We start from the raw sequence: 26,788 nt of genomic DNA, 5'->3' as shown, positions 1-26,788 counted from the left end.
TTTTGAAACCTGTCGGGTTTAGTGTAATTAACTAAATCATTCTAATTTTAAATTATAACCCAGTTGAAAGTATAATGGAATCAGAGGTTCTGTTTTAAAATCCTGGGTAATTACTTTTCCCAGTCGTAAAGTAAGGTCACTTCGGCGAAAGGAATATCCGGCTTGTATGCCATAGTTGAAATTGCCTCCGGTTGACGGTTCATACCAACCATTTTTTACGTGGGGGTAGACTTCTTTATAAACTGCCGAATTTTTAAAATGAGTAACAATCGCTTTGTCAAAACCAAATTCTCCGGAGGCAAACCATTTTGGTTTATAATATCCAATAATCGCAGTTGCATCGGCGCCAAAGTTTTGTAAGGTGACTAACGGATTTTCGTATCGGCGATAAATTCCGTGAATGGCTGCATTAAAACGGAAATGATTCAGTTGGTAGAGATTTAGTTGTCCACCAATTTTACTTTTAAAATCATCCGGTATTGTTTCACCTGATGGTAAGGAAAAAGATGCTTCGATTACAATTGGCAGTTTGGTTTTGAGATGGTAACCGTAAGCAAGTCCGTAAATAAAACTATGTTCCCAGCCGGCATTTATATTTAGAATGTGTTTTTGATTCTCTTTAAGATTTTCCCAGTTTATAGTTTGAGAATAGGTTTTGGTTAAGAAAAGAGAAAGAATAAAGGTGATTATTACTAGTATTGTTTTCATCGTTTGGTTATTTTAGAGCATTTAAATAGTTCAACACTAAGGGATGTACATTTTTCCAATTGAAGTAAATCATCTCATGTCCGGCTTCTTTTACTTCGACTATGGCAGCATTCGGAAAAAAAGCTGCTTCTTTTTGAGCAAAAGACAAACCGTACGATTGATTGAACTCACCGTACAAAAAGAGAACTTTGGTTTTATACTGACTTAGGTTTGTCGTAAAGTCAAAGCCATCATTTTCGGCGATATCGGTAAAGCTTTCTAAGACCGTTGTTCCGATCCTCCAAAATGGTGAAGGTCCCGGAATACCTTCTTTGTTGCCTTTTGCATAAGAGAAACTCGTAGAAATGCCGAATTTGTAGTCGAGAATTTCATGTTGGTTTTCTTTCCCGGTCAAAAACTGATCGACATACAGTAAGTTACTGGTGGCTTCGGAGAATAATTTTATTTTCCGGCTCATTTCGCCATAATCGTCTAATAGTTTTTTGTTTAAACCTCCCGGTTCTGCCAGAATAACACCACTAATAGTAGTGGGATATTTGTTTACATAAGCTGCGGCGAGCATGGCGCCCCAGGAATGCCCAAAGAGAAATATTTTTTGAGCATTGGTTTTTCGGTAATATTTTATGACTTCGGTAAGATCATCGAGTACGAGTTGAATTGAGTACGTGTTTTTGTCATGTCTTTTGGATAATCCGGAGCCTCTTTGATCGTAGAAGATCACATAATAGCCTTCATTGGCGAGTTGTTTTACATCCAAGGCGCTTCTATAGTCTGAGCCGGGCCCGCCATGGAGGAAAACGAGCATTGGGTTGTTGGGATTTCCGAAAGTTTCAGCGTGCAGCTGCGTTCCGTTTACAAAAATAGAAGGGATAGAGGCATCCTGATCGACAGTTTTGGGAACTAAATTTCCAAGGCCCTGAATGTCATTTTCATTTTCGCATCCAATAAAAAAGAAAATTGAAACAGCGATTACGGCTGAGTAAAGTACTTTGGTTTTCATTGCATAAATTGGTTTAAATTTCTGCAAAGATGTACTGTGGTACTATGCTGGTCGCCCCAACTTGTAAGGTGGTTCCAGTTTATAACTTAAAAATCTGACAGGTTTTTAAAAACTATTAGGTTTAAAATTGAAGTTATTTCAGGGATTAAGGAATGAGCTCATTTTTTAACACATAGGGACATAGATTTTTATCTTAAAATAAAGGAGGTCAAAAAACAAGTTTTCGCACATAGCTATGTTTGTTTGAAACAAATGAAATGCCTTTTCTGAGTTTACAAAAACTATGTTTCTATGTGTTTAGGAGAATTGATTTTTGAATTATAAATTCAAACCCGACAGGTTTCAAATGAAAGTTTTTTTAAATATTCAGAAGGAGAAAGTCCGGTTTCTTTTTTGAAATTTCGGTTGAAAGCCGTTTTCGAATTAAAGCCACATTCTAATGCGACAGATAGGAAGGTAAATTTTTGATTTTCAGGCAAACGGATTGCTTTTTTAAATTCCTCAACACGTTGGGAGTTGACGTAATCGTAAAAATTTTTCTGTTCGACCGAATTGATGACCTGCGAAAGTGTATTTGGATGAACGCTTGTCCTCTGGGCCAGCTCGGTTAAAGTTAAATCGGCATTTTTGTAGAGTTTTTCATCGTGCATAATCTGAGTCAGCTTCTGATGAATGGTTTGAAGTTCTGTAGTGGTAAGGCCTGATTTTTCGTATTTAATTTTTTCAGATTGATGGGCAACAGTGGTTTTTTCTGCTACTGAAGTCGTAGTTAGGTTGTTTTCGGAAAAGGGTTGGTTTGTAAAAATCCCAACTTGTTTGACACCGAAATACCCAATAAAAATCAAATAAAAAACGACAACCGAAAAAATATACTGATCGTCAGAGAAAATGACCACGATCCAGATGATGCTGGATCCGATAATTAAATAGCGCAGCCAGGTCAGGTTGATTTTTTCGGTAAACGAAAATTGATTGTTGATGTTCTTGCGGTGTTTTACGAGTTTCTGCAAGGAAAGTAAAGCATAAACAATTCCGGAAAGGAGTATTGCGGCATACAAAACAGTGATCAGGGTCTCGTATCCCTTTCCTTCATTTTTGAAAACAGTTACTTTTTCGTCGAAAGACAAATTATAAAAAGGTGTCAATACCAGAATGGCAGCTAGAAAAGGAATAAAATGTAAAAGATTAAACTTTTTATAGCGATTTTGGTTCGTTAAAGCCGAAGTATATAAAAATAAAAAAGGTCCCTGAACTAAAGGCATTGGAAGCTCTAATCCCAGTAAAAAAGGGAAGTCGCTATAATCATTTTTGTAATGAAGATAGAACAGGAATAAATGAAAGCCGGTAAAAAACAGCCAGAGTGCCAGAATCTTGTCGGCCTCGGTTTTGTTCCTTTTGCTTGCCAGTACAACAACCAGAAAAAAGGTGATTATAATGCCGGTTAAATACAACATACAGGTTTTGATTATAAATTAAATCGGTTGTTGGAAATATCAGGCAAGATAATTTTTTTTGTTCAATTAACTGAGGTCGTGGTGTTTCGTAAAGATTACTATTTTTTAAATCAGTAAGATATAATTATAGGGATATTACTCTTCTTTAGAAGTTTCTTTAGCCGTTTCGGCATGAATATCTTTGAATTCCTCGTACCATTTTTCGACAGAAGGATAAACGAAAGCTGCTACTTTTTTAACCGGATTGTAAAAAATGGAATGATCTAATGTTTCTTTTTTAGCAAAAGTATTATTGAAATTGATTTTCTCAAAAAGAGCAATAAAAATACTCATGATCAGAATGGTTTTTAAAATTCTGAAAAAGCCTCCGCCCAATTTATTGGCCCATCCCAGAAAAGCAAAATCGGCAATTCCGGTAAGAATCTTAGCTAAGAAATAAACACCTATAACGACTAAAATAAAAGTCAGAATGAAAGCAGTAATTTGTATCGTATTCGGATTCCATGAAACGTGTTTCATGATAAGTTCTTTCATAAAAGAAGAGAATTTAATGGCGATATAAATTCCCAACAATAAAGAAATGAAAGAAGCAACTTCAACAAAAAGCCCGTTTTTAATTCCTTTATATAAACTAAAAGCTAAAAGAGCGGCCACAATTATATCAAAAAAACTCATATTTTGGTGTGTTTAAAAAAGCGCAAAGATATACTTTTTTAGGTTCGGAGGTTCAGAGTGGCAAAGCTTCAGCCGTTTTTTGGAGCTCTCTTTTTCTGTGTGTTTAATTTTTTTAGGTGCAATGTATTGAACTGTGTATCTTTGCAACTCAAAATTTAGAGTTAGGATTGTAATTCTGTCCCCTTCAGAATTGAATTTTTCAACAATCTAAGATCTAAAATCAACAATCTAAAATCATACAATGTCCAGAGATACACAACTAAAAGAGCGATGGGAAAAGCTCGTCGATATACTGTCTAATCAATTTTCGCAAGGCGAAGACTTAGATTTAGATGCCATAATTTATTTAATTGGAGTTCAGGAACTCGGGAAAGTACATCGTGAATTCAAAAAAGATGAAAAATTAAACCTGATGCACATCGCCATTTGTCGATTATTAGAACCATACGGGTTTTATGAATTTGACTTTTTTGATGCCGACGGATGGCCACATTATAAAGTAAAAGAAGAGTTACCGTCGTTGAAAGCGGGAGAACAATCGGTTTTAATGAAAGAAGCCATTGTAAATTATTTTTTAGAAAGAGAACTTATTAAATAGGTTTTAGTTTTCAGTCGCAGTTTTCAGTTTTAATTAAACTGCGACTTAGTCCCTAAACTGCGAAAGAAATGTGTAGATATGCAATGACAACCTATTAAACCTCATTATGCCTGCTTTAATTGTCGAAAGACATTTAAAAGAAGATTGATGAGCGATATAAAAGAAGGAGAAAAATCCGATTTTGAAGCCAAATGTCCGCAATGCAGCGAGCTGATGGCAGACATGGGACTGGATTTTGAATCGCCCAAAAAGGATGATTTAAAGAAATGGGAACATATTAAGAGTTTGTATTCTGTTGGCATTACCTTTCATTCCTGTGGTTGCGGCGGGCCTGGTTATATTCCTAATTCAAAAGAAAAATTAATAGAGTATTTTGAAAAGATGAAAAAAACGTATCTGAAAGAGATGGACTTTTGGCGCAGCAAAATTGGACCTGAAGGCCAAAAGGAAATTGCTATCAATCAGGAACGGTTAGATTATTGGCATGAAAGTGTTAAAGAAGTAGATGAAAAACTAAGCCAGATAAAATAATTTAAACTCCTTCGAAATAGACAATTTTTACAGATTTAACGAGTTGTATTACTGCTTTAAGATTCCGTTTTGTAGTTGTAAAGGAAACTTTGGATATTAAACTTTAAACTTAAAACAAAATACTTAAATTTGTATTCTCAAGAACTGAATGAAAATGATAGACAAGATAAAAGAACATATAGAGGAAGCTAAGGCTTTTAATGATAAAAATAAAGAATCTTTAGAGCAATTCCGTATTAAGTATTTAGGAAGTAAAGGTTTGTTGAAAGAGCTTTTTACAGAGTTCAAAAACATTCCAAACGACCAGAAAAAAGATTTTGGACAGGTAATAAATACTTTGAAATCGGTTGCCGAAGAAAAAGTAAGAGTTATTCAGGAAGAGTTGGAAAGCAAACAAGAGGTAAAAGGAGTTTTTGGCGATTTAACACGTGCGGCTGAACCGGTAATTATTGGTTCACGTCACCCGATTTCAATCGTTAAAAATCAGATTATTGATATTTTTGCGAACATTGGTTTCAATGTTTCTGAAGGTCCGGAAATCGAAGACGACTGGCATAACTTTACCGCTTTGAACTTACCGGAATATCATCCGGCACGTGATATGCAGGATACTTTTTTCATTCAGACGAATCCGGATGTGCTGTTGCGTACACATACATCATCTGTTCAGGTGCGTTATATGGAAAATCATAAACCGCCGATTCGCACAATTTCTCCGGGACGTGTATTTCGTAACGAAGCGATTTCGTCACGTTCACACTGTATTTTTCATCAGGTAGAAGGTTTGTACATTGACAAAGATGTTTCATTTGCTGATTTGAAACAAACCTTGCTTTATTTTACGAAAGAAATGTTCGGAAAATCTAAGATTCGTTTACGTCCGTCCTACTTTCCGTTTACAGAACCAAGTGCCGAAATTGATATTTATTGGGGTCTAAAAACCGAAACCGATTACCGTATCACTAAAGGAACAGGATGGCTGGAAATTGGAGGTTGTGGAATGGTAGATCCAAATGTTCTTAAAAATTGCGACATCAATCCTGACGAATTCAACGGTTTTGCTTTCGGAATGGGAGTAGAGCGTATCGCGATGTTACTGTATCAAATTGGCGATATTCGTATGTTTTACGAGAATGATGTTCGTTTCTTAGAGCAGTTTAAGGCCAATATTTAAAAATAAAGTTATTAGTAAATAGTGATTAGTGAGAAGTCTTCTTTCTAATCACTATTTATATTTTACGAATTACTAAGATTATGAAAAAAGACATAACAATACCGGAAGTAGAAAACGTATTTCTTGCAGCAGTACAAGAGTGGAGCGATGACTTTATGGAAAAAGTATGGTACGCTTACCTGGTAAACGACAGTGATTTTAACCTGGACAGCGTGATGGTCGTTTCAAAAGCATTTGGAACAATCGATGGAGAGATGAAAAAAACGTCCGTTTTACGTCATGCATTTGTTGAGGTTCCTGCAGTTTCGGTTGTGAAAATCGAAATGGTAGAAAAGAGCTTACTGGTGTTGAACAACGAATTTATGGTGACGTTCTTTATTGGAAATACTTTGTACGACAAGAAATTTACTTTTAAATCAAACCTAATCAACGAAAATGATACGGAGGAAGTGCCTATTTTGTTTGTTGAAGGAGTTATGGTGAAGTAGGTTGAGCGGAGATTTGTAGAGGCAAGAAGCAAGAAGCAAGAAGCAAGATTATAGAATATAGATTATAGAATATAGAACCTAGAAGTAAGAGTTTAGACTATATGTTAAAATAAAAGAAAAGAGTCAAGATGAATTTTAGTTCTATCCTGACTCTTTTTTTTATGTGGCAAAACAAGTTCACACTCTATAGTCTTTGCTCTATATTCTTGCTTCTTGCCTCTATTCTCTATATTCTATTCTCTATATTCTATAATCTCACTTCTCTAAAAAGAAAACTAATCCAAAGACTCTGTTAATTTTTTGAAAACCGATTTGGCATCTTTTCCTTCGTATAAAACAGCGTAAACAGCATCGATAATTGGTGTTTTTGCACCATAGCCCTGATTTAGTTTATAAGCGCTTTTAGTGGCATAATAACCTTCGGCCACCATACTCATTTCCATCATGGCACTTTTTACTGTATAGCCTTTACCAATCATGTTTCCGAACATTCTGTTTCGCGAGAACACAGAATAACCTGTAACCAATAAGTCACCTAAATAAGCTGAATCATTAATGTTACGTTTCATTTTGTGAACTTTTCGGATAAACTTTTTCATCTCGCGAATTCCGTTACTCATCATAACCGATTGAAAGTTGTCTCCATAACCTAAACCGTGTGCAATTCCTGCTGCAATAGCATAAATGTTTTTAAGCATTGCTGCATATTCGGTACCAATAATATCATCAGAAATTTTGGCTTTAATGTAATTACCGGATAAATGTTTAGCGACAACATGTGCTTTATCAGGATCACCACAAGCGATTGTTAAGTACGAAAGTCTTTCTAGTGCTACCTCTTCGGCATGACAAGGGCCTGTAATTACACCAATGTTGTAGTATGGAATGTCGTATTGAATGTGAAAATGTTCTCCAACGATCAAACTCGTTTCAGGAACAATTCCTTTAATTGCCGAAAAGATGATTTTGTCTGCCAGTGAAACCGTTAAGTTTTTTAATTCTCCATCTAAAAAGGCAGATGGAATAGCAAAAATCACATAGTCGGCATAAGCGACAGCTTCATTAATATTGTTGGTCAGTTTAAGTTTTGTAGTGTCAAATTCAACCGAACTTAAGTAGTTTGGATTGTGTTTGTATTTCTGAATGTGCTCGATAGCAGCATCGTTACGCATGTACCAAGCAATTTCTGAAAGATTTACACATAACATCTTTGCAATTGCTGTTGCCCAGCTTCCTCCTCCAATTACTGCAAATTTTAAATTTTCGCTCATTATTTTAATAATTTAAAGCAAAAGTACTTAATAATGTAGTAATAATACAAAATCTCATTTAAGAAATTTAGAAACCACCATTAAATGCAATGGTTTACAGAAGGTTTTAAATTTAAAAAGTAAATATTTTTCGGTATGCACAATAAAAAGACAATCAATACGTTGTAACTATTTATAAATTAGAATTTAATGAATTTAGCAAGAATTGAGTTAGTTAATTTTGTTTTAGTATTGTAAAAAGGCGTTCCTCGAAAGTGAGAACGCCTTTTTTGTAAAATTCCAAATGAGCTTAAAATTGGAATTTGGATTTTTTTATTTGGGACTTATGTTTTAGTAGCTCATTTCAACAATCGATTTTACTTTTTCCAGCGTAATCAATTGTTTTTCTCCAAGACCTTTCCAGCCTCTTTCGTTAAAACGATTTACGATAAAATCGGCTGTTTTGCTGTAATCGTCAGTGTATTGTGAGAGTTTAGTGTCCATTCCCATAGTATGGAAAAAGTCAACGGTTTTATCGATTGCTTCTTTTGCAACTTCATCGTCAGAACCCGCTAAGTTGAAAATTCTCCTGCCGTACTGTGCCAGCTTTTCTTTTTTGGTATCAAACATTATTTGGTACAAACTTGGTCCGATAATCGCCAACGTTCTGGCATGATCAATTCCGTATAAAGCTGTTAATTCATGACCAATCATATGTGTGGCCCAGTCTGAAGGAACTCCTTTTTGAATTAGTCCGTTTAAAGCCATTGTACAGCTCCACATAAAATTAGAAGCCAAAGCATAGTCGGTTGGATTTTCGACTACTTTTGGACCAACTTCAATTAAGGTTTGCAAGATTCCTTCGGCAATTCGGTCTTGCAAATATCCTTCATGCGGGTAGGTCAGGTATTGCTCCATTACGTGTGTATACGCATCCACAACACCATTTTGTAATTGTCTTTTTGGTAATGAGGCAATTACAGTTGGGTCACAAATTGAAAATTTAGGAAAAAGGGCACTTCCGCCAAAAGCCAGTTTTTCCTGTGTTGCTTCGATGGTAACAACAGCTCCTGAATTCATTTCGCTTCCCGTTGCAGGTAAAGTCAAAACAGTTCCAAAAGGCAGAGCGTTTTCTTTAATAAGCAAACGCTTTTGCAAAATATCAATCGGATCTCCGTCGAAATTCACAGCTGCTGAAATGAATTTCACACCGTCGATTACAGAACCACCGCCGACAGCTAAGATGAAATCAATTTTTTCAGCTTTTATAACAGCAACCGCTTTCATTAAAGTTTCGAAATGCGGATTGGGTTCGATTCCGCCAAATTCTACAATATCATAACCTTTTAAGTTATTGATGACTTGTTCGTGAATTCCATTTTTAAAAATACTTCCACTACCATAGGCCAGCAAGATTTTGGCATCTTTAGGAACCAAAGTAGAAAGTTTTTCAATTTGTCCTTTTCCGAAGATTAAATTCGTCGGATTGTATAATTCAAAGTTTAGCATTTTTTTAGAGTTTCTAAGATGCTAAGGTGCTGAGGTACTAAGTTTTTTTGCTTATCATCTTAGTAATTCATAACCTTAGGATCTTTGTTGTTTTAATTGTTGTATTTTTAAGTTTCTGAGTTTCTGAGGTACTAAGGTTCTAAGTTTTTTTGTTAAGTACCTAAGAACCTTAGTCCCTCAGCCCCTTTCTTACTTTAACTGTTGTAATAATTTTCCGGCTACTAATTTAGATGAAGCAGGGTTTTGTCCGGTGATTAAAAGGCCATCTTCCACAGCATACGGTTGCCAGTTGGCTGCTTTCGAAAAGGTAGCTCCATTTTTTGTCAAAGCATCTTCCAATAAGAACGGTACTACTTTGGTTAAGCCCACAGCTTCTTCTTCGGCATTTGTGAAACCGGTTACTTTTTTGCCTTTTACTAAAAATTCGCCTTTAACTTTTACGTTTTTTAAAACTGCAGGAGCGTGACAAACAAAAGCAACTGGTTTTTTATGGGTATAGAAAGATTCGATTAAAGCAATCGAGTTTTTGTCTTCTACCAAGTCCCAAAGCGGTCCATGACCTCCTGGATAAAAAACAGCATCATAATCTTTTTGGTTGATGGTTGAAAGTTTGTGCGTGTGTTTTAATTTTTCCTGTAAAGTTTTATCGGCATCAAAACGTTTAGTGTCTGCAGTTGCCGATGCCGGATCGGCACTTTTAGGATCAATTGGTGGCTGACCTCCTAAAGGTGAAGCAATCGTAATCTCGACCCCTTGATCTAATAATTCATAATAAGGTGCAGCAAATTCTTCTGACCAAAATCCGGTTTTCTCTCCGGTATTCCCCAGTTTATCGTTGCTGGTTACAACAAATAGTACTTTTTTGGCACTTTTTTTTGTTGATTTTTGAGCTATAGCCGAGATGCTAAAAGCACTAAAGGCTATAATCGTAAGTAAGGTTATCTTTTTCATAAGTTTAAATTTTGATCAAATTTACGGTTAAAGTGATATCAGTAAAAATAAAATAAACTATGTTTGTTATAAATATATTTATGTCATGGTGAATCTGGAGTGGTACAGAACCTTTAAGGCTGTATATAAAAACGGAAATTTTTCTATCGCTGCAAAAGAGTTATTTATGAGTCAGCCTGCAGTTAGCCAGCAAATCTCAATGCTGGAAGCACATGTTGGGAATAAATTGTTTAACCGAAAGTCAAAAGGCGTAGAACCAACGGAATACGCTAAGTTACTCAATAATTTAATCATAGACGCACTTGACCGGCTTGAGAATGTAGAGAGTACTTTTCGCGCAAAAGCAGAGGATGCTACCCGATTAATTTCGGTTGGTATTTCGAAGAATCTTTTTAATTGTATTGGAAATCTGTTGATTTCTAAGTTTGATTTAATCGATTTTACTTTTGCAGAAAATGATGTGCTCTTTGAGTTAGTTGATGCTAAAAAACTTGATTTTGCAATCACCACAAAAAGATATGATACGTTTGATACAATCTATGAAATTGTGGGTAAAATTAAGCTCATAATGGTGGCGCCGACAAGTTTGGATGCCACTGAATTTCGTCAGAAATTAAAATCAGATAATTATACAGGGGTAGAACAGTGGCTCAATGAGCAAAAGTGGTACAGTCACGATGCGAGAATTCCGCACATAAAATTATTCTGGCTGCATGCCTTTAATAAAAAAAGGCCATCGATGGTGCCCAATTACATTATTCCGTCAGAATCTGAAATGCTCCGCATGTTATCCGATAATGAAGGAGTGGCTATAACCTGGAATTGTAATGCGAGAAAATATATCAAAGAGAATAGATTGCAATTGTTGTGGAACAGTTTTCATGTACCGGAAGTATATGTGTTTGTACTGACCGCTAAAAACAGTAATTTGAATTCGTTTTTTGAAATTATTTCCAAAGAATTAAAATTGTTTTTTGGTAACAGATTATGACAGAAATCATTGTTTTCTGTATTTTTAAAGAATAATTTTGGGAGATAAATTCTTAATATTTTTAAAAATGAAAAAGATCGTATCAATTTTAATGCTTGCCCTGGTATTTTATACGGCTAACTCTTGTAGCAAACATGACGACGAGGTGATTATAGATTGTCTGGGAGAAGCGATTTTTGTAAAATTACACAATTCTACAGACGCTACTAATCCAAAATTAATGAACTATTCTGTTGGATATAGCGGAACCGGAACTTTAGTTGGTGTAAAGTGGACATTTGGAGACGGTACAACCGGAACTGGAACTAGTACTACTCATATTTACCCGGCGGCAGGAACTTATGAAGTTAGTGCAGAGGTTACTGTTGCAAAAAATGGTGCAGATTGTACTTCTATTCCAAAACGAACAGTAACAATAAACTAGGCAGTTCGAAAGAAAGAACATATTGATGAGAGTTAGTTTTATGATTTATTGCTTAGGCGATAGATTATAAAATTGGCTCTCATTCGTTATATTTGTGAGATATGATATTTTAGATATGGAGAATTTTCAAAATATTCGAATTGCGGTTGATGCCATTGTGTTTGGATATAAGAACAACAGCTTGTATGTACTTTTAATTGAGCAAAAGTTTGGCTCTGCCGAAAAGTATTGGGCTCTACCAGGTGGTTTAGTAAAGCACGATGAATCTTTAAGTGAAGCGGTTATTAGAGAGCTGCACGAAGAGACCAATGTTCAGCTTACTTATATGGAGCAGCTGTATACTTTTGGAGATGATATTAACAGAGATTCCAGAAATCGTGTGATTTCGGTTGCTTATTATGCTTTAGTAGACGCTTCAAGTCTGGAAATTAAGGCAGATACCGATGCCGAACGTGTACAATGGTTCAAAATAGATCAGATTCCCTCTCTGGCTTTCGATCATAATTTAATCGTAAAAACTGCTATAGCAAGATTAAAAGCAAAACTGACTTATGAACCGGTTGGCTTCGATTTACTTCCGCAAGAGTTTTTGTTTTCGGATCTGGAAAATCTTTATTGTACCATTTTAGAGAAAGAAATTGACCGACGAAATTTTAGAAAGAAGATACTTAGCTATGGTTTTTTAGATCAAACAGATCATTTTTCGCCTGTTAAAAGCGGTCGCCCCGCAAAACTTTTTAAGTTCAATGATTTGAAATATAAAGAGTTAACTAAAAAAGGGTTTCACTTCGAAATAAAGTTTGCGTAAATTTTACACAAAATAAATTGTTTAATAAATATATTGATCTATATTTGCGTATAATTAACGCAAACTAAAAAGCTATGATACTTAATTTAGACCCAAAATTCACTCCAATTCTTAATAAAGAAGAAATAAAATTCCAAAGCTTTACATTTTCAGGAGGAGAGCCTCATATCAAAATTAACCCTGATTTTGACACTACACAAAAAGTAACCATTACACACCGGTTAAATTCATTCAACGATTTAGGTTTATTGTGCATCACAGTAGACGCATTGCGTAGAATGGAGGTTAAAGTAATTGATCTGTTCATTCCGTACTTCCCGGCAGCCAGACAGGATCGTGTCATGATTAAAGGCGAATCTTTATCAGTAAAAGTATATGCAGATATTATTAATACACTTCAGTTGAATAAAGTGTTTGTTTTTGATGCGCACTCTGAGGTTACTTCGGCATTGGTAAACAACTGCGAAGTCATCCCAAACCACACTTTTATTCAACAAGTTTTGAAGGTAATCGGTGAAAACGTAAAATTAATTTCGCCGGATGGTGGCGCTTTGAAGAAAATCTACAAAGTTTCTGAGTTTCTTGGCGGTATTGATGTGGTAGAATGCAGCAAAAGCCGTGATGTAAAAACCGGAAGATTATCTGGTTTTAAAGTATACGAAGACGATCTAAACGGAATGGATTGTTTAATTGTGGATGATATTTGTGATGGAGGAGGAACTTTCGTTGGATTGGCTGAAGAATTAAAAAAGAAAAATGCCGGAAAATTATACTTGGCCGTAAGCCACGGAATATTCAATAAAGGTTTTGAAGTTTTAAATTGCTTCGATGCTATTTTTACCACCAATTCCGTAAAAGATTTCGAAGGCGAAAGCGTTCAGGTGATTGGATTGGATCAATTAGTTTAAAAAATTTCAGGTCTCAGGTGTCAAGCTATGTAGCAAACCTCAATCCTGAAACGAAAAAACAAAGAACTTACTTCTTTGTTTCAATAATAGAAAAAATGAAATACAATATAGATAATATAACTCCGGAAAGTAAATTTTTATTTTTCTGGGGACACCAACCCAATAAAGACGGAAGCATCTCTAAAACCTGTTTTAGTCAATGGTGGTTAAGTTCTTTTGAAGTAGAAAAAGTAACTTATAAAACTGCCGAACATTGGATGATGGCCAAGAAAGCCGAATTGTTTAAAGATGATGAGGTTTTGCCGAAAATCCTTCAGGCAAAATCTCCTGCGGAAGCCAAAAAGTTAGGAAGAGAGGTAAAGAATTATAATGAAACGCTTTGGTTAGCGGCTAGATTTGACATTGTGAAAGAAGGCAATTATCATAAATTCAATCAGAATCCAGAGCTAAAAACTTTTTTACTAAATACAAACGATAGAATTATTGTAGAAGCCAGCCCGGTTGATGCCATTTGGGGAATTGGTATGGCTGGTGACCACAAAGATGTTTTGAATCCTGCTAAATGGAAAGGCTTGAATTTGTTAGGTTTTGCTTTGATGGAAGTTAGGGATGAATTAAGATAATCATAGGTTATGAAAATAGAAATTCTAAAAGGGGATATCACCGAAATTCAGGTTGATGCTATTGTCAACGCAGCAAATACTTCTTTATTAGGTGGTGGTGGAGTCGATGGTGCTATTCATAGAAAAGGAGGAAAAGCTGTTTTAGAAGAATGTATTCAAATTCGAAACAAACAAGGCGGCTGTAAAGTTGGCGATGCTGTACTAACAACAGCTGGTGATTTGCCTTCAAAATATGTGATTCATACCGTTGGGCCTGTTTGGAATGGAGGTAAAAGTCTGGAAGTCGAATTATTGCAAAACTGCTATTTGAGTGTTTTAGAATTGGCAATAGCGAATAATATAAAAACAATTGCTTTTCCTAATATAAGTACTGGTATATATAAGTTTCCAAAAGACGAGGCGGCCGAAATCGCAATTAATGCGGTCAATAATTTTGAATTAAAAAATCAATTCGAGAAAATTGTTTTTGTTTGTTTTGATGAAGAGAATTTCAAAATTTATAACGATATAATAGAAAATGACTTCAATTATAAAATTAAATCCGGCTTGTTTGGAGTGGCGGTTGGCGATGCTTTAGGCGTTCCTGTAGAGTTTTACTCTAGATCTGATTTAAAAGAAAATCCTGTTTCTGAAATGATAGGTTTTGGAACACATCACCAGCCAGCAGGAACATGGAGTGATGATAGTTCTCTTGCTTTTTGTTTAGCAGAAAGCTTGTGCAATGATTATGATTTATCTGATATTGGAAGAAATTTTGTAAAATGGTATAACACAGAATTATGGACGCCACACGGGAAAGTTTTTGATATTGGAATAGCAACCAGAAATGCAATTCATAATATTGGGAAAGGACATGAACCGGAATTGTGTGGCGGTTTTGAAGAAAAGGATAACGGAAATGGTTCTTTGATGAGAATTTTGCCTTTGGCTTTCTATCTTAAGAGCGAAAAGGATATCGAAGTCATTTATAAAAAAGTAAAAGAAGTATCGTCTATTACCCATGCCCATTTTAGATCAGGATTTGCCTGTTTTATTTATGTTGTTTACTGTTTAGAACTTTTAAAAGCCAATGATAAGAGAGAAGCATATAGAAGGATGCAGGATGTTGTCGCTGACTTTTTACGAGAAAAGAAATTTAATCCTCTGGAACTTCAATTGTTTGATAGGATTTTAAAAAATAATATAGCAGAATACCCTGAAAATGAAATTCATTCGTCAGGTTATGTTCTTCATAGTTTAGAAGCTAGTTTATGGTGTTTTTTAAATTGGAGTTCCTACGAGAAAACCGTTTTAAAAGCTGTAAACTTAGGAGGAGATACCGATACAACTGCTGCTGTCACAGGAGGTTTGGCGGGGATTTATTATGGAATTGACAACATTCCTCAAAAGTGGATTTTGGGAGTAGCAAGAAAAAACGATATTGATGATTTGTGTGAACGATTGTCTTTAAAGTTAAAAAATTAAAAATGATGAATGAAAAAACAGCAAAAAGCGTGAGTAAATTTCTGAGTCTGGTACTTCGGCATTCACCGGAAACGATCGGTTTAAGATTAGACGAGAACGGTTGGACAGATGTTGAAGAATTGATTCTAAAATGTAATAACAGAGGAAGTCAAAATCAAATGACTGCTGAACTTTTAGATTACGTGGTAGAAAATAATGATAAAAAACGTTTTGCTTTTAATGAAGATAAAACGAAAATCAGAGCAAGTCAGGGACATTCCATTTCGGTTGAATTAAATTTAAATGAAACCGAACCTTCAGAGTTTTTATACCACGGAACAATTGGAAAGTTTATGGAAAGCATAAAACGGGAAGGCTTACAAAAAATGAGCCGTCAGCACGTACACCTTTCTAAAGACAAGGAAACTGCCATAAAGGTGGGAAGCAGACGAGGCGTTCCGGAGATTCTGACCGTAAGAAGCGGTGCCATGTACAGAGACGGATTTAAATTTTATTTGTCCGAAAATAATGTTTGGCTAACTGCTGAGGTTCCGGCAAAGTACATAGAGTTTAGAATGTGAGATGTGAGATGTAAAGTGTGAGAAGAATCATTTAATTATTTAAGAATAACCAATTATGATATTAGAAGCAGCAATAGGCGATGCATACGGTGCAGGTTTTGAATTTCGGGATTTAGATTTTATTGCGCAAAACAACCATTTAACGAAGTATCACAAACACGGACTTTATACTGAAATTTACAAACGTTATACAGACGATACCCAAATGGCAATTGCCATTTCAGAATTGTTATTAGAAGAGGATAATTGGAACGAAATCAAAGTAGCAGATAAGTTTGTTGAGGTATTTCATAGAGATAAAAGAAGAGGGTACTCGGATAGAGTTTACAATGCTTTGGACGCTAGTAAGAGCGGAATTGATTTTATCAAGATAATCGATAAAGGAAGTAGTGGAAACGGTTCTGCCATGAGAGCTTATAGTATTGGCTACTTAAAGGATATCGATCAATTGATGCAGTTCTGCGAAATTCAGGCAAGAACTTCCCATTATACAGTCGAAGGGATCAGTTGTGCGAAGCGTATTGCGTTGGCTGTTCACTACTTTAAATACAATTTAGGGGATGGATCAACCCTGATACCATTTTTAAATGAAACGCTAAAGGAGAATGAAACCTACAAAATTACTTCGCCAATCGACATGCACGGTTATCCAACGACGCAAGCGGTCATTAAAATCGTTTCGGAAGCCACTTCTATGAAATATTGCTTAAAAACGAGTATAGATTATGGTGGAGATACAGATACTGTTGCTGCCTTATGCATGGCGATATTGAGTAACAAAGAAAACTGCGATAAAACCTTGCCTGCATTTTTGTATGAAGGTTTAGAGAATGATACATTTGGAAAAGACTTTCTGATAAAATTAGATGCGGCTCTCGATAATAAGTTTAATTAAATCATGAAAAGAACCTTTGTTTTTGGGGATATTCACGGGGGATTAAAAGCATTAATTCAATTATTGGAAAGAATGGATTGTTCAGAAAAGGATCGGTTTATTTTCCTGGGAGACTATGTAGACGGCTGGAGTGAATCAAAACAAGTAATTGATTTTCTTATTGATCTATCTGAAAAACAGGAGTGTCTTTTTATCAAAGGAAATCATGATGTCTGGTGTCAGGAATGGTTAGAGGATGAGGTTATAAACGATATTTGGTTTTTGCACGGAGGAAAATCGACTATAGAAAGTTATGTCGGTATTGAACGTTCAGAAAAAGAAAAACATCGTCAATTTTTCAATACTATGAAAGATTATTTTGTAGACGAAAACAACAACTTATTCATTCATGCCGGTTTTTCATCGATGCATGGTCCGGAGAAAGAACATTACAAAACCAATTATTCGTGGGATAGGACGTTGTGGGAAATGGCTTTGACAATGGATAAGAGAATTCAGAAAAATTCGCTTTCTTATCCGAAAAGATTATTACTTTACAATGAGATTTATATTGGTCACACGCCAACCCTTCATTACAATATAGAGATTCCAATGCAAGGCTGTAATGTGTGGAATGTTGATACCGGAGCTGGTTTTTATGGTAAATTAAGTTGTCTTGATGTTGAAACAAAAGGATATTGGCAAAGTGATGTCGTACAACAGCTTTATTCAAATGAAAAAGGAAGAAATAAATAATTTAAAAAATAACTAAGAAATTTTATGAACCCACTATTATTAACCGACGGTTACAAAGTTGACCACAGAAGACAATATCCGGATAAAACCACATTGGTATACTCCAACTGGACACCAAGAAAATCAAGAATCGAAGGTTTGGAAGAAGTTGTGTTTTTCGGATTGCAATATTTCATCAAAAAATATATTATTCATGATTTTGAGGCCGATTTTTTTAAACAGCCAAAAGAAGAAGTTATTAAAAAATACGCGCGCAGAATCAATAATTATCTGGGTGAAAATCAGGTTGGAACCAAACATATCGAAGATTTACACGATTTAGGATATATTCCGATGGTTTTTAAAGCGTTGCCCGAAGGTGTTAGCGTGCCATTAAGAGTACCCATGTTTACGATGTACAATACGCTTCCGGAGTTTTTCTGGCTAACTAATTATTTCGAAACCTTATTGTCTGCAGTAGTATGGCTGCCTTGTAACTCTGCTACGATTGCTAAAGAATATCGAAAAGTATTGGACAAATTTGCCGACGAAACATCATCAGTTCCTGAATTTGTTGACTGGCAAGCACATGATTTTTCGATGAGGGGAATGGGTGGAATTGAAGCAGCAATTACTTCCGCTGCCGGACATTTGTTGAGCTTTACAGGTTCAGATACCATTCCGGTAATTGACTTTTTTGAAGAATATTACAAGGCTAATTCAGATACCGAATTAATCGCAGGTTCGGTTGCGGCAACAGAGCATTCCGTAATGTGTATGGGAACGACCGAAGGTGAATGTGAAACGTTTAAAAGGTTAGTGACAGAAGTTTATCCAAAAGGGATCGTTTCTATTGTTTCTGATACCTGGGACTTATGGAAAGTGCTTACCGATTATTTGCCTCGATTAAAAGAAGATATAGTTGCAAGAGAAGGTAAGGTAGTGATTCGTCCTGATAGTGGAGATCCGGTAGATATTATTTGTGGTAATCCAAACGGAAAAACAGAAGAAGAGAAAAAAGGGGTAATTGAGCTGCTTTGGGATGTTTTTGGAGGTACAGTTAATGCAAAAGGATATAAGGAACTTATTCCGCAGATTGGCGCCATTTACGGTGATAGTATTACGGTAGCAAGGGCGACCCAAATTTGCGAAAGATTAAAAGAAAAAGGATTTGCTTCTACAAACGTTGTTTTGGGGATCGGTTCGTTTACCTATCAATACAATACCAGAGATACTTTTGGTTTTGCAATGAAAGCAACTTATGGAGAAGTTAATGGAGAAGGAAGAGCTATCTTTAAAGATCCAATAACAGATGATGGAACTAAAAAATCAGCCAAAGGATTAATGAAAATTGATTTAATTGATGGTGTATATCATCTAACGGATAATGTTTCCTGGGAAGAAGAAAAACAAGGCGAATTGAAAGAAGTTTTCAGAGACGGGAAACTTTTAACAGAGCAGTCGCTAAGTGAGATTCGAACAAGAGTGAAAAGCGCAGTAAACGTTGAAGTATAAAAACAAGAAAGCCTGAATTTTTAAATTCAGGCTTTCTTTTTGCTCTTTGTTTGTGATTTCGACCGAAGGGAGAAATCACACCAGAAACTCTACAATCAAAATCGTCAATCTTTGTCGAATTACTTGTGTGATTTTTCCCTTCGGTCGAAATGACAATATTGTGTTTTTTTTTATTTCTTATAAAAATTATTGTGATCAATATACTCCCAAACTTTTGGAGGTAATAAAGGCTGAATGTTTTTTCCTTCTTTGATACTGTTTCGGATAAAAGTAGAAGAGATTTCTACAATTGGAGCATCAATAATATGAACTTTTGGATGCGATTTTAATTCAATGTTTTCCTCTTCTTCAGATATTCGAGGATAAACATAAATATCGTAATCTGCTAAAAGCACTTCGTAGTTTTTCCATTTATGAAGCGTTTTCAAGTTGTCTTCGCCCATAATTAAAGAGAAGTCATGCGTTGGATACTTTTCATGCAAATGAACCAACGTATTAACGGTATAATTGGGTTGGGGTAATTTGAACTCTATGTCTGAGGGTTTTATTTTCGGATAATCTTCCGTAGCTAAATAAACCATTTGCAAACGTTGATGATCGTCTAATAGGGTAGACTTCTTTTTGAGCGGATTGTGTGGTGTAACGACCATCCATATCTGATCTAAATCGGCAAACTCAGCCATGTGGTTGGCAATAATTAAATGACCAACATGAATGGGATTATACGTTCCGAAATAAAGGCCTATTTTCATAAGTGTTTTGTTTCACAAAGATTCGCAGAGTTCTGGCAGAGATTCACGAAGTAATTTATAAAATTTTGGTGAATCTCTGAGTTTTTCTTTGTGAATCTTAGTGTAATAGCTATTTGTTCACAAAATCTTTTACCAATTGATACGCTTCTTCTTTAGCGGTATCCAGATCGTAATTTTTGATAATCGTATCAAATTGCGGAGCGGTTGCCAGTTCAACCGAAGCTTTTGCAATTCGCATGTTTATTTTGTCATCACTTTCTGTAGAACGTTGTTTTAGTCGACGTTTTAGTTCGTCAACACTTGGAGGTTTTACAAATACAGCCAAAGTTTGTTCCGGAAATTTGTGCTTGATACGCAGTCCGCCCGCAACATCAATATCAAAAATGACATTTTTTCCTAAAGCCCAGATTCTTTCAATTTCTGATTTTAAAGTGCCATAAAAGTTGTCACGATATACTTCTTCCCATTCCAGGAATTCTTCTGCTTTAATGTGCTTTTTGAATTGTTCCAACGAAATAAAATAATAATCCTTTCCGTGTTCTTCCTCTCCGCGTGGTTCGCGTGAAGCTGCCGAGATTGAAAATTCTAAATTTAAATCTTCTTTCCCTAATAAATGCTTTACTATAGTTGTTTTTCCCGATCCCGAAGGTGCTGAGAAAACAATTAATTTTCCTTTGTTCATTAATTTATGCTTTAGGCTTTAGGCGGTACGCTTTAAGCTCACTTACTCTATGTTTTTTTTGCTTATAGCCTAACGCTTAAAGCTTACAGCTTTTAAAGTACATTTAAAACCTGTTCTTTAATCTTTTCCAGTTCATCTTTCATCATTACCACCAATTTTTGCATTTGTGCATGATTCGATTTTGAACCCATGGTATTGATCTCACGACCCATTTCCTGAGTGATGAATCCTAGTTTTCTACCATTGGCTTCAGTACCTTTAATAGTTTCAAGGAAATAATCTAAGTGATTGGTTAAGCGAACTTTTTCTTCGGTAATATCAAGTTTCTCCAGATAATAAATCAATTCCTGCTCAAAACGATTTTCATCCACATTTACTTTCAATTCCGAAATAGCAGTTTGTAAACGGTCTTTGATTGCTTTTATACGTTCCGGATCAAGTGCCAGAGCGTCGTTCATATATTGACGGATATTCGATATTCTAAGATTGAATTCTTTCTCAAGAGATTCGCCTTCGTCTTTTCTGAAAGTCAGAATGTTCTCTAGAGCTTCCTCAATGATCACCTGGATTTGCTCCCAATCATTTTCGTCAATTTCTTCACGTTCTGTTTTTAGAGTGTCAGGCATGCGAACAGCCATCTTCATTAATTCAGTTTCGTCGGCATCGGGGTAAACTTCTCTTAGTTGAGCAATGTAGTTTTTTACAACAGGAACATTTACTTTAGTTGAGGTTTGTTCAGAAGTACTTTCAATGTAAATTCCGAAATCAATTTTTCCTCTTTCTAGTTTGGTAGAGATTTGAGTTCTTAAGCCTAATTCCATCTCGCGGTAAAGTGAAGGCATTCTAACATTTAAATCTAAACCTTTGCTATTTAAGGATTTTACTTCAACGGTAATTTTTTTTGTAGGCAATTGCAAAGAAGCTTTGCCAAACCCTGTCATAGATTGTATCATATAATTGAGTATAAAGGCGCAAAGATAAATAAAAGTTTGCAGTGTTTGGCTGTAAAATGGTAAAGTGTTAAGAGTAAGGTTTTTTTAAATTTTTTGTCAAAAAAACACAAATTTTCATAAATACCGGAGCTTGTAAATCTAAATTTCACGAAACACAAGTTTGAAACAGAGTTGAGAAAGTTAAATGGCATGTAATTAGTGAAAATTTGTGCAATTTGGGGCTAATTTTTTTAGCCTAAAGCTTTCATTACCTGTAATATGTTTTGCTGGCTGTTTCCGATATAAATTTTGCCATCAATGATAAAAACCGGACGGCTTATGAATGTATAGTGTTCCAGAATGTATTTTTTATAATCATCCTCAGTTAGAGATTTGTTTTTTAAATCCATCGATTTGTACAATTGTGCTTTCTTGCTAAACAAAGCCTCATAACTTCCGGCAAGTTTGTACATCTCTTCAAGCTCTTCGGCTGTAATAGGGTTTTGTTTGATATCGTGAAAAACCAGATTGTTGTCTTTGGGTAAGCCTTTAATAATTTTTCGGCAAGTGTCGCAGGAAGCTAAGTAGTATATTTTGTTCATAATTTTAAATTTAAGAGACTACAAAGAAAATTCATTTGAAACTTAAAATTGCCTAATTTTAGAAAAAAAATAAATATATGAACTCAGTTTTTGAAGTGCAAAAGACCATCAGGGAGATTCTTTTGAAAGTTTTAGACAATCATTCATTAGAACAGTTAAATAAAATTCCACCGGGATTTAAGAATAATATTATTTGGAATATCGCACATTGCGTTGCTTCACAGCAGGCTTTGGTTTATAAGTTATCAGGCTTGCCGGTTACTATTTCTGAGGAGTTCATTGCTAAATATCGAAAAGATACTAAACCGGAAGGGGACGTGTCGCAGGCAGAAGTCGATGAAATACGAACGTTGCTATCGACTACTTTAGAGCAAGTTGAGAATGATTTCGCTGCAGGTATTTTTGTTGATTACAATGAATACACCACTAGCTTAGGATATACCTTGAAAAATATAAATGGTGCTTTAGATTTTAATAATTATCACGAAGGGGTTCATACTGGAATTGTAATGAGTCTCCGAAAGTTTGTTTAGACCTTAAAAATACAACAAACCCGACAGATTTTTAAAGCTGTCGGGTTTGAATATTAAAATTTCATTACTCTATTATAGTTTCAATAGTTACTTTCATGGCACCACTTCCTTTGCTTTTAGTGATTTCCATAAAGGCTCTTTTGGATAAATCTAGTTCTCTTGTTCTAACAAATGGACCACGATCTGTAACTTTTACAATTACAAATTTTCCATTGGCTTCATTTGTAACTTTTATTCTTGTTCCGAAGGGAAGCTTCTTATGTGCTGCGGTATACGCACTATTACTGAATCGGCTTCCGTTGGCTGTTTTTTTACCATTAAAACGGTCAGCGTAATAGGAGGCATGCGCATTTTTTTTGTATGGTTTTAATTTTAAACCTTTGTCTGTAAAAACAGAATCAGTTGGTATTGCAATTAAATTAGGTCTGGCAGTTTTGACAGTGTCCTGAGTGATTTTAGGTTCAGTTGCAGGCTTTGTTTGACTTATGACATAGGTAAAACAACTTAAAAAAGTTATAGTAAGTGAAGTGAGTAAAATATATTTTTTATTTCTCATGTTTTATTTTTTTTCAGACTTGGGGAGTTTGTACAAATAATATGCCGAGATAAAAAAAGCCCTAATTCTAGGGCTTTAATTGGTTTTTTTTAGAACCATAGGTTCCAAGGGATTCTACTTAAAATAAGTAATAATCCTAATCCGTAAAATATAGCAAATGTTTTAAACTTCGCTTCGCTATTTACCAATTTTTTATGTTTAGACCATCCGATTGTGATCAAAATGATAGCAATAATGTTGATTAAAGGGTGCTCTAAAGAAGTAAGTCTAAGTGCTGCATTAGACATTTGTCCAAGGACAGCTATTCCTTTAGGAGATACAAAATAAAGAATAAGACCAATCAATAACTGTGTATGAGTTCCGATCAAAGCAAACAGTGCAATTTTGCGGTCTTTGCCTGTAAAGTCTTTTTTAGAAGTAAGACCGATGATGGCATTTACAACTGCAATTAGTAAAAGCAACAGTGCTAAATAAGCCCAGCCTGAATGGAATTTTTGTAAAAAATAGTACATAAATTAGATTTTTTGATAAAACAAATATAACAAAAAAGGGCATAAAAAAAGCGGCATCAGACTAAAAGTCAATGCCGCTTTTCGTATTTATTTAGATTCTAAATATTAGAAATCGTAACGTAGAGAGAAGTTCCATGTTCTTCCGAAACCAAAGTAAACCTGGTTTACGTTCGCAACTCCATTGTAAAGCATTCCATTAGAAGCATAAGTTCCTTTTGAACCTGCTGGTTGACCAGAAGCTACCGGAAGGTTGTCGTCAGCAAAAGTATTAGTTCTTGACTCAGCAATGTAAATTTTGTCTAATACGTTGTTTACGTTTAATCTGAAGTTAACCGATTTGTCTTTGTTTTTTCCAGTTAACATTTTGTATGAGAAACCAGCATCCATCAAACCATAAGAAGGCAATTGTAATGCTCCTTTGTTTGTTGCAGATGTAAAGCTAGTTGGGTTAATTCCTGCGTACAAATTGTCATTAAAGTTATAGTTAGCATCAACAGTTACTCTTGTTAAAACTTCATAAGAAGCTCCTAAAGAGGCAGTCATTTGTGCAGCGTCACCTACTTTTACTTTATCCATATAAACTGTAGTTCCTTGGAATCCTGGTACAGGCGAGTTGTCTGCTTGGAAGTAAGCGTTAACAGTTGCGTTTCCTTTGTATTCCCAGATACCATAAGAGAACATTCCTGTTACTTTTAATCTTTCTGTGATATTAGAAGATCCTTCAAATTCAATTCCTGAGTGAACTTCGTTAAGTCCTAAGAACTCTGTGTAAGTTGAGTTTGCAGGAGTTGCAGGAGTAGTTGGAAGTGCATTACCTTTTAAGTATCTGTCGTTCCAAGTTGTGTTGTAAACGTTTACTGTAGCATTGAAGAATCTAGAACGGAAACCGTATCCAGCTTCAAATCCAATAATTTTCTCGTTAGTAAGGTTAGGGTTTACTGTTGATCTGTTGTTTGGATAAACAGAGTTAAAGAAAGGTTGTTTTGAATAATATCCAGCGTTTACATATACGTTGCTTTTTTCGCTAATGTTATAGTTAGCTCCTGCTTTTGCATTACCACCTAATAAGTTTTTGTAAGGAGTAGAAGCTAATGGGTCAGTTGGTAAATAAACGAAGTCATCTTCTCTTTTGTATCCTTGTTGAGAAATTGCTCCCTGAACAAATGCTGTTAGGTTGTCTTTAGAATACTCTAATTGAGTAAATAAACCATACCATTTTACATTACCAGTACTGTTGAAAGATACTTTGTCGTATTTTCTATTCTGGAAAACATTCCATTGAACATCAGTGTTATAAGTGTTAGTTAGCTGTCTTCCGTTTGGTTTTTGACTAGCAATAAAGTTGTCAAAATACTCACCACCACCTAATAAATCATTTACAACAGTAAAGTGGTATCCTTTATAAGTTCTTCCGTCAAAACCGAAATCTAAAGTTAAGGTATTAGAAAGTTTCTTGTTTAAGTTGATTACTGCACCAAACCAGTCATGAGAGTTGATAGATGACGTTTGTGAGATACCAGATGTATTCATATTTGTGCTTGGATTGTAATTTGCTACATCTGAACCTGCATTAAAGTATGAACTGTTTTGGTAAACTCCACCAATTTTTTGTCTTGTTTGAGGTCCTGTAAAACCTGCGATAGTAACTGGTTTTCCAGAGTTGTAAGCATAAATTTTATCATAGTCTACTAAACCGTCAGCAGTTCTGAACGCTATAGCGTCATTGTATCCTTTTCCTTTAATTCCTCCGGTTGCACTAGCTCCTGCACCACGACCCATAGAAGCGTAAACAACAGAAGAAAGTTTTGTAGTTTCGTTGATTTTATAATCCCAGTTGAAAGACGCTACCGGTTTGTGGTAGTAGTTTTTTCTGATATTGTATTCCTCACCATTCAGATATCCTGCGTCAGCGTTGTATCTGATATTTGGTTCGTTATTTCTACCATATTGTTGGTAAGTTGCGATTGTAGAAACTGTAGATCTTTGGTTGTGCCATTGTGGAGCACCTGTTACCGTAAGTTGAAAGTCATGTTTTCCACTTTTGCTGCCGTATCCTAAAGCAACATAGTAGTTAGCTCCTTCAAATTGAGTTCCGTTGATATACCCGTCTCCCATTGTTTTAGATAACAAAATAGATGCAGAGAGACCGTTTTCTAATTTTCCAGTATTGTATGAACCTTGAATTTTGAAATTTCTACCGTTTCCGAAACCAGAAGAAAAAGATCCTCCTTCTTTTCTATCAGAAGCTTTAGTTACAATGTTGATCGTTCCTCCTACAGAAGGAGTTGCAAGTTTAGATGCTCCTAAACCTCTTTGTACCTGCATAGCAGATGTAACATCTGAAAGACCAGCCCAGTTACTCCAGAAAACAGAACCATTTTCCATGTCGTTAACTGGCATACCATTGATCATAACAGCAATATTGTTTTGAGTAAAACCACGAATATTGATTCTGGCATCTCCAAAACCACCACCTGCTTTAGTTACATAAACAGAAGGAGTGTTTCTTAAGATCTCTGGAAATTCCTGAGTTCCAAGTTTTTCCTGGATTTCAGCAGCTTTAATAGTTGAAACCGCTACAGGAGTTTTTCTGTCTTTTGCGATGTCAACGATTGTACTTTTTACAACAATTTCGCTTAATTCATTAGAATTAGAAGTCAAAACAATTGTTCCTAGATTAGTAGTTTGACCATTTTTAACTGAAAATCTAAGAGTTAAGTTCTCGTAACCTAAAAAAGAAATAACGATTTCTCCTGTACTTGTTGTTGCATTAAGAGTAAATTTACCGTCAAAATCTGTAGAAGTAGCAACTGTTGATCCTTTGATCACAACGTTTGCTCCCGGAAGTGAACCCACTCCGTCGGTAATCATACCGGAAATTTTTCCTTGAGAAAATGCGGTTGAAACTATCATGAACAATAGTCCAGTAAGTAACCAATTTTTCATTGTCTTCATTTGTTAATTAGTTTATTGTTTTTG

Annotated in this window: 29 protein-coding genes; 15 read left to right on the top strand and 14 right to left on the bottom strand. The window is 35.3% G+C overall.

Features of this window, described 5'->3' with window-relative positions:
- Positions 1 to 36: 36 nt before the first annotated feature.
- The 4 genes from OGZ34_RS03665 to OGZ34_RS03650 form a co-directional block, all read right to left on the bottom strand.
- Positions 37 to 708 (bottom strand): hypothetical protein, encoded by a 672-nt coding sequence (locus OGZ34_RS03665; RefSeq protein WP_263362168.1) that lies wholly within the window; start codon positions 706 to 708, stop codon positions 37 to 39.
- A gap of 7 nt (positions 709 to 715) precedes the next feature.
- Positions 716 to 1,708, bottom strand: coding sequence for an alpha/beta fold hydrolase (locus OGZ34_RS03660; protein ID WP_263362167.1), 993 nt, complete (start codon positions 1,706 to 1,708; stop codon positions 716 to 718).
- Positions 1,709 to 2,034: 326 nt separating this feature from the next.
- Entirely contained in the window at positions 2,035 to 3,162 is a 1,128-nt protein-coding gene (locus OGZ34_RS03655) for a helix-turn-helix domain-containing protein (protein WP_263362166.1), read from the bottom strand.
- A 135-nt stretch (positions 3,163 to 3,297) separates the two neighbouring features.
- Positions 3,298 to 3,837 carry a CvpA family protein gene (locus OGZ34_RS03650; protein WP_173965094.1) on the bottom strand — a complete coding sequence of 180 codons (540 nt, stop codon included), beginning with the start codon at positions 3,835 to 3,837 and terminating at the stop codon, positions 3,298 to 3,300.
- A 241-nt stretch (positions 3,838 to 4,078) separates the two neighbouring features.
- On the opposite strand from OGZ34_RS03650, the gene OGZ34_RS03645 reads away from it, so the two are divergent.
- From OGZ34_RS03645 to OGZ34_RS03630, 4 genes are all read left to right on the top strand, one after another.
- Positions 4,079 to 4,435, top strand: coding sequence for a hypothetical protein (locus tag OGZ34_RS03645; RefSeq protein ID WP_263362165.1), 357 nt, complete (start codon positions 4,079 to 4,081; stop codon positions 4,433 to 4,435).
- 147 nt (positions 4,436 to 4,582) lie between these two features.
- Complete coding sequence (locus OGZ34_RS03640; RefSeq protein ID WP_263362163.1) at positions 4,583 to 4,966, top strand: hypothetical protein; 384 nt, start codon at positions 4,583 to 4,585, stop codon at positions 4,964 to 4,966.
- Positions 4,967 to 5,120: 154 nt separating this feature from the next.
- Entirely contained in the window at positions 5,121 to 6,140 is a 1,020-nt protein-coding gene (locus tag OGZ34_RS03635) for a phenylalanine--tRNA ligase subunit alpha (RefSeq protein WP_173965092.1), read from the top strand.
- A gap of 80 nt (positions 6,141 to 6,220) precedes the next feature.
- Complete coding sequence (locus OGZ34_RS03630) at positions 6,221 to 6,628, top strand: hypothetical protein (protein WP_173965091.1); 408 nt, start codon at positions 6,221 to 6,223, stop codon at positions 6,626 to 6,628.
- Positions 6,629 to 6,903: 275 nt separating this feature from the next.
- Here OGZ34_RS03630 and OGZ34_RS03625 read toward each other — a convergent pair whose 3' ends face one another.
- From OGZ34_RS03625 to OGZ34_RS03615, 3 genes are all read right to left on the bottom strand, one after another.
- Entirely contained in the window at positions 6,904 to 7,899 is a 996-nt protein-coding gene (locus tag OGZ34_RS03625; RefSeq protein ID WP_173965090.1) for an NAD(P)H-dependent glycerol-3-phosphate dehydrogenase, read from the bottom strand.
- Between the two features lie 330 nt (positions 7,900 to 8,229).
- Complete coding sequence (locus tag OGZ34_RS03620; RefSeq protein WP_263362162.1) at positions 8,230 to 9,387, bottom strand: iron-containing alcohol dehydrogenase; 1,158 nt, start codon at positions 9,385 to 9,387, stop codon at positions 8,230 to 8,232.
- Between the two features lie 189 nt (positions 9,388 to 9,576).
- Entirely contained in the window at positions 9,577 to 10,338 is a 762-nt protein-coding gene (locus OGZ34_RS03615; RefSeq protein ID WP_173965088.1) for a type 1 glutamine amidotransferase domain-containing protein, read from the bottom strand.
- Positions 10,339 to 10,423: 85 nt separating this feature from the next.
- Between OGZ34_RS03615 and OGZ34_RS03610 the strand changes: the two genes are divergently transcribed.
- From OGZ34_RS03610 to OGZ34_RS03560, 10 genes are all read left to right on the top strand, one after another.
- The gene (locus OGZ34_RS03610) at positions 10,424 to 11,329 is read left to right on the top strand and encodes a LysR family transcriptional regulator (protein WP_263362161.1); all 906 of its coding nucleotides are present in this window, start codon (positions 10,424 to 10,426) and stop codon (positions 11,327 to 11,329) included.
- A gap of 67 nt (positions 11,330 to 11,396) precedes the next feature.
- On the top strand, positions 11,397 to 11,753 hold the full coding sequence (locus OGZ34_RS03605) for a PKD domain-containing protein (protein ID WP_026110082.1): 357 nt from the start codon (positions 11,397 to 11,399) through the stop codon (positions 11,751 to 11,753).
- Positions 11,754 to 11,868: 115 nt separating this feature from the next.
- Entirely contained in the window at positions 11,869 to 12,561 is a 693-nt protein-coding gene (locus OGZ34_RS03600; protein WP_263362160.1) for an NUDIX hydrolase, read from the top strand.
- Positions 12,562 to 12,635: 74 nt separating this feature from the next.
- Positions 12,636 to 13,469 (top strand): ribose-phosphate diphosphokinase, encoded by an 834-nt coding sequence (prs, locus tag OGZ34_RS03595; RefSeq protein ID WP_263362159.1) that lies wholly within the window; start codon positions 12,636 to 12,638, stop codon positions 13,467 to 13,469.
- A gap of 95 nt (positions 13,470 to 13,564) precedes the next feature.
- Positions 13,565 to 14,092, top strand: coding sequence for an NADAR family protein (locus OGZ34_RS03590; RefSeq protein ID WP_263362158.1), 528 nt, complete (start codon positions 13,565 to 13,567; stop codon positions 14,090 to 14,092).
- A gap of 9 nt (positions 14,093 to 14,101) precedes the next feature.
- Positions 14,102 to 15,556 (top strand): O-acetyl-ADP-ribose deacetylase, encoded by a 1,455-nt coding sequence (locus OGZ34_RS03580; protein WP_317853245.1) that lies wholly within the window; start codon positions 14,102 to 14,104, stop codon positions 15,554 to 15,556.
- Positions 15,557 to 15,561: 5 nt separating this feature from the next.
- The gene (locus OGZ34_RS03575; RefSeq protein WP_263363125.1) at positions 15,562 to 16,116 is read left to right on the top strand and encodes an RNA 2'-phosphotransferase; all 555 of its coding nucleotides are present in this window, start codon (positions 15,562 to 15,564) and stop codon (positions 16,114 to 16,116) included.
- Positions 16,117 to 16,171: 55 nt separating this feature from the next.
- Positions 16,172 to 17,011 carry an ADP-ribosylglycohydrolase family protein gene (locus OGZ34_RS03570; RefSeq protein WP_263362157.1) on the top strand — a complete coding sequence of 280 codons (840 nt, stop codon included), beginning with the start codon at positions 16,172 to 16,174 and terminating at the stop codon, positions 17,009 to 17,011.
- Between the two features lie 3 nt (positions 17,012 to 17,014).
- On the top strand, positions 17,015 to 17,746 hold the full coding sequence (locus tag OGZ34_RS03565; protein WP_263362156.1) for a metallophosphoesterase family protein: 732 nt from the start codon (positions 17,015 to 17,017) through the stop codon (positions 17,744 to 17,746).
- 24 nt (positions 17,747 to 17,770) lie between these two features.
- Positions 17,771 to 19,240 carry a nicotinate phosphoribosyltransferase gene (locus tag OGZ34_RS03560; protein ID WP_263362155.1) on the top strand — a complete coding sequence of 490 codons (1,470 nt, stop codon included), beginning with the start codon at positions 17,771 to 17,773 and terminating at the stop codon, positions 19,238 to 19,240.
- 170 nt (positions 19,241 to 19,410) lie between these two features.
- Here the strand turns inward: OGZ34_RS03560 and nadD are convergent, their stop codons facing one another.
- The 4 genes from nadD to OGZ34_RS03540 form a co-directional block, all read right to left on the bottom strand.
- Positions 19,411 to 19,992, bottom strand: coding sequence for a nicotinate (nicotinamide) nucleotide adenylyltransferase (gene nadD / locus OGZ34_RS03555; RefSeq protein ID WP_263362154.1), 582 nt, complete (start codon positions 19,990 to 19,992; stop codon positions 19,411 to 19,413).
- A 109-nt stretch (positions 19,993 to 20,101) separates the two neighbouring features.
- On the bottom strand, positions 20,102 to 20,674 hold the full coding sequence (gmk, locus tag OGZ34_RS03550; protein ID WP_263362153.1) for a guanylate kinase: 573 nt from the start codon (positions 20,672 to 20,674) through the stop codon (positions 20,102 to 20,104).
- A gap of 92 nt (positions 20,675 to 20,766) precedes the next feature.
- Complete coding sequence (locus OGZ34_RS03545) at positions 20,767 to 21,627, bottom strand: YicC/YloC family endoribonuclease (RefSeq protein WP_173965076.1); 861 nt, start codon at positions 21,625 to 21,627, stop codon at positions 20,767 to 20,769.
- Positions 21,628 to 21,857: 230 nt separating this feature from the next.
- The gene (locus OGZ34_RS03540; RefSeq protein WP_173965075.1) at positions 21,858 to 22,208 is read right to left on the bottom strand and encodes an arsenate reductase family protein; all 351 of its coding nucleotides are present in this window, start codon (positions 22,206 to 22,208) and stop codon (positions 21,858 to 21,860) included.
- Positions 22,209 to 22,285: 77 nt separating this feature from the next.
- On the opposite strand from OGZ34_RS03540, the gene OGZ34_RS03535 reads away from it, so the two are divergent.
- On the top strand, positions 22,286 to 22,741 hold the full coding sequence (locus OGZ34_RS03535) for a DinB family protein (protein ID WP_173965074.1): 456 nt from the start codon (positions 22,286 to 22,288) through the stop codon (positions 22,739 to 22,741).
- Positions 22,742 to 22,805: 64 nt separating this feature from the next.
- Here the strand turns inward: OGZ34_RS03535 and OGZ34_RS03530 are convergent, their stop codons facing one another.
- The 3 genes from OGZ34_RS03530 to OGZ34_RS03520 form a co-directional block, all read right to left on the bottom strand.
- Complete coding sequence (locus OGZ34_RS03530) at positions 22,806 to 23,297, bottom strand: septal ring lytic transglycosylase RlpA family protein (RefSeq protein ID WP_173965073.1); 492 nt, start codon at positions 23,295 to 23,297, stop codon at positions 22,806 to 22,808.
- Positions 23,298 to 23,386: 89 nt separating this feature from the next.
- Entirely contained in the window at positions 23,387 to 23,809 is a 423-nt protein-coding gene (locus tag OGZ34_RS03525; protein ID WP_173965072.1) for a hypothetical protein, read from the bottom strand.
- Positions 23,810 to 23,914: 105 nt separating this feature from the next.
- Positions 23,915 to 26,764: a TonB-dependent receptor gene (locus tag OGZ34_RS03520; RefSeq protein WP_173965071.1), complete on the bottom strand. Its 2,850-nt coding sequence runs from the start codon at positions 26,762 to 26,764 to the stop codon at positions 23,915 to 23,917.
- Between the last annotated feature and the right edge of the window lie 24 nt (positions 26,765 to 26,788).

The organism is Flavobacterium collinsii (assembly GCF_946903285.1).
GTDB classification, from domain to species: Bacteria; Bacteroidota; Bacteroidia; order Flavobacteriales; family Flavobacteriaceae; genus Flavobacterium; species Flavobacterium collinsii.
The sequence above is the reverse complement of the archived record's forward strand: the minus strand, read 5'-3'. Positions and strand labels throughout refer to the sequence as shown.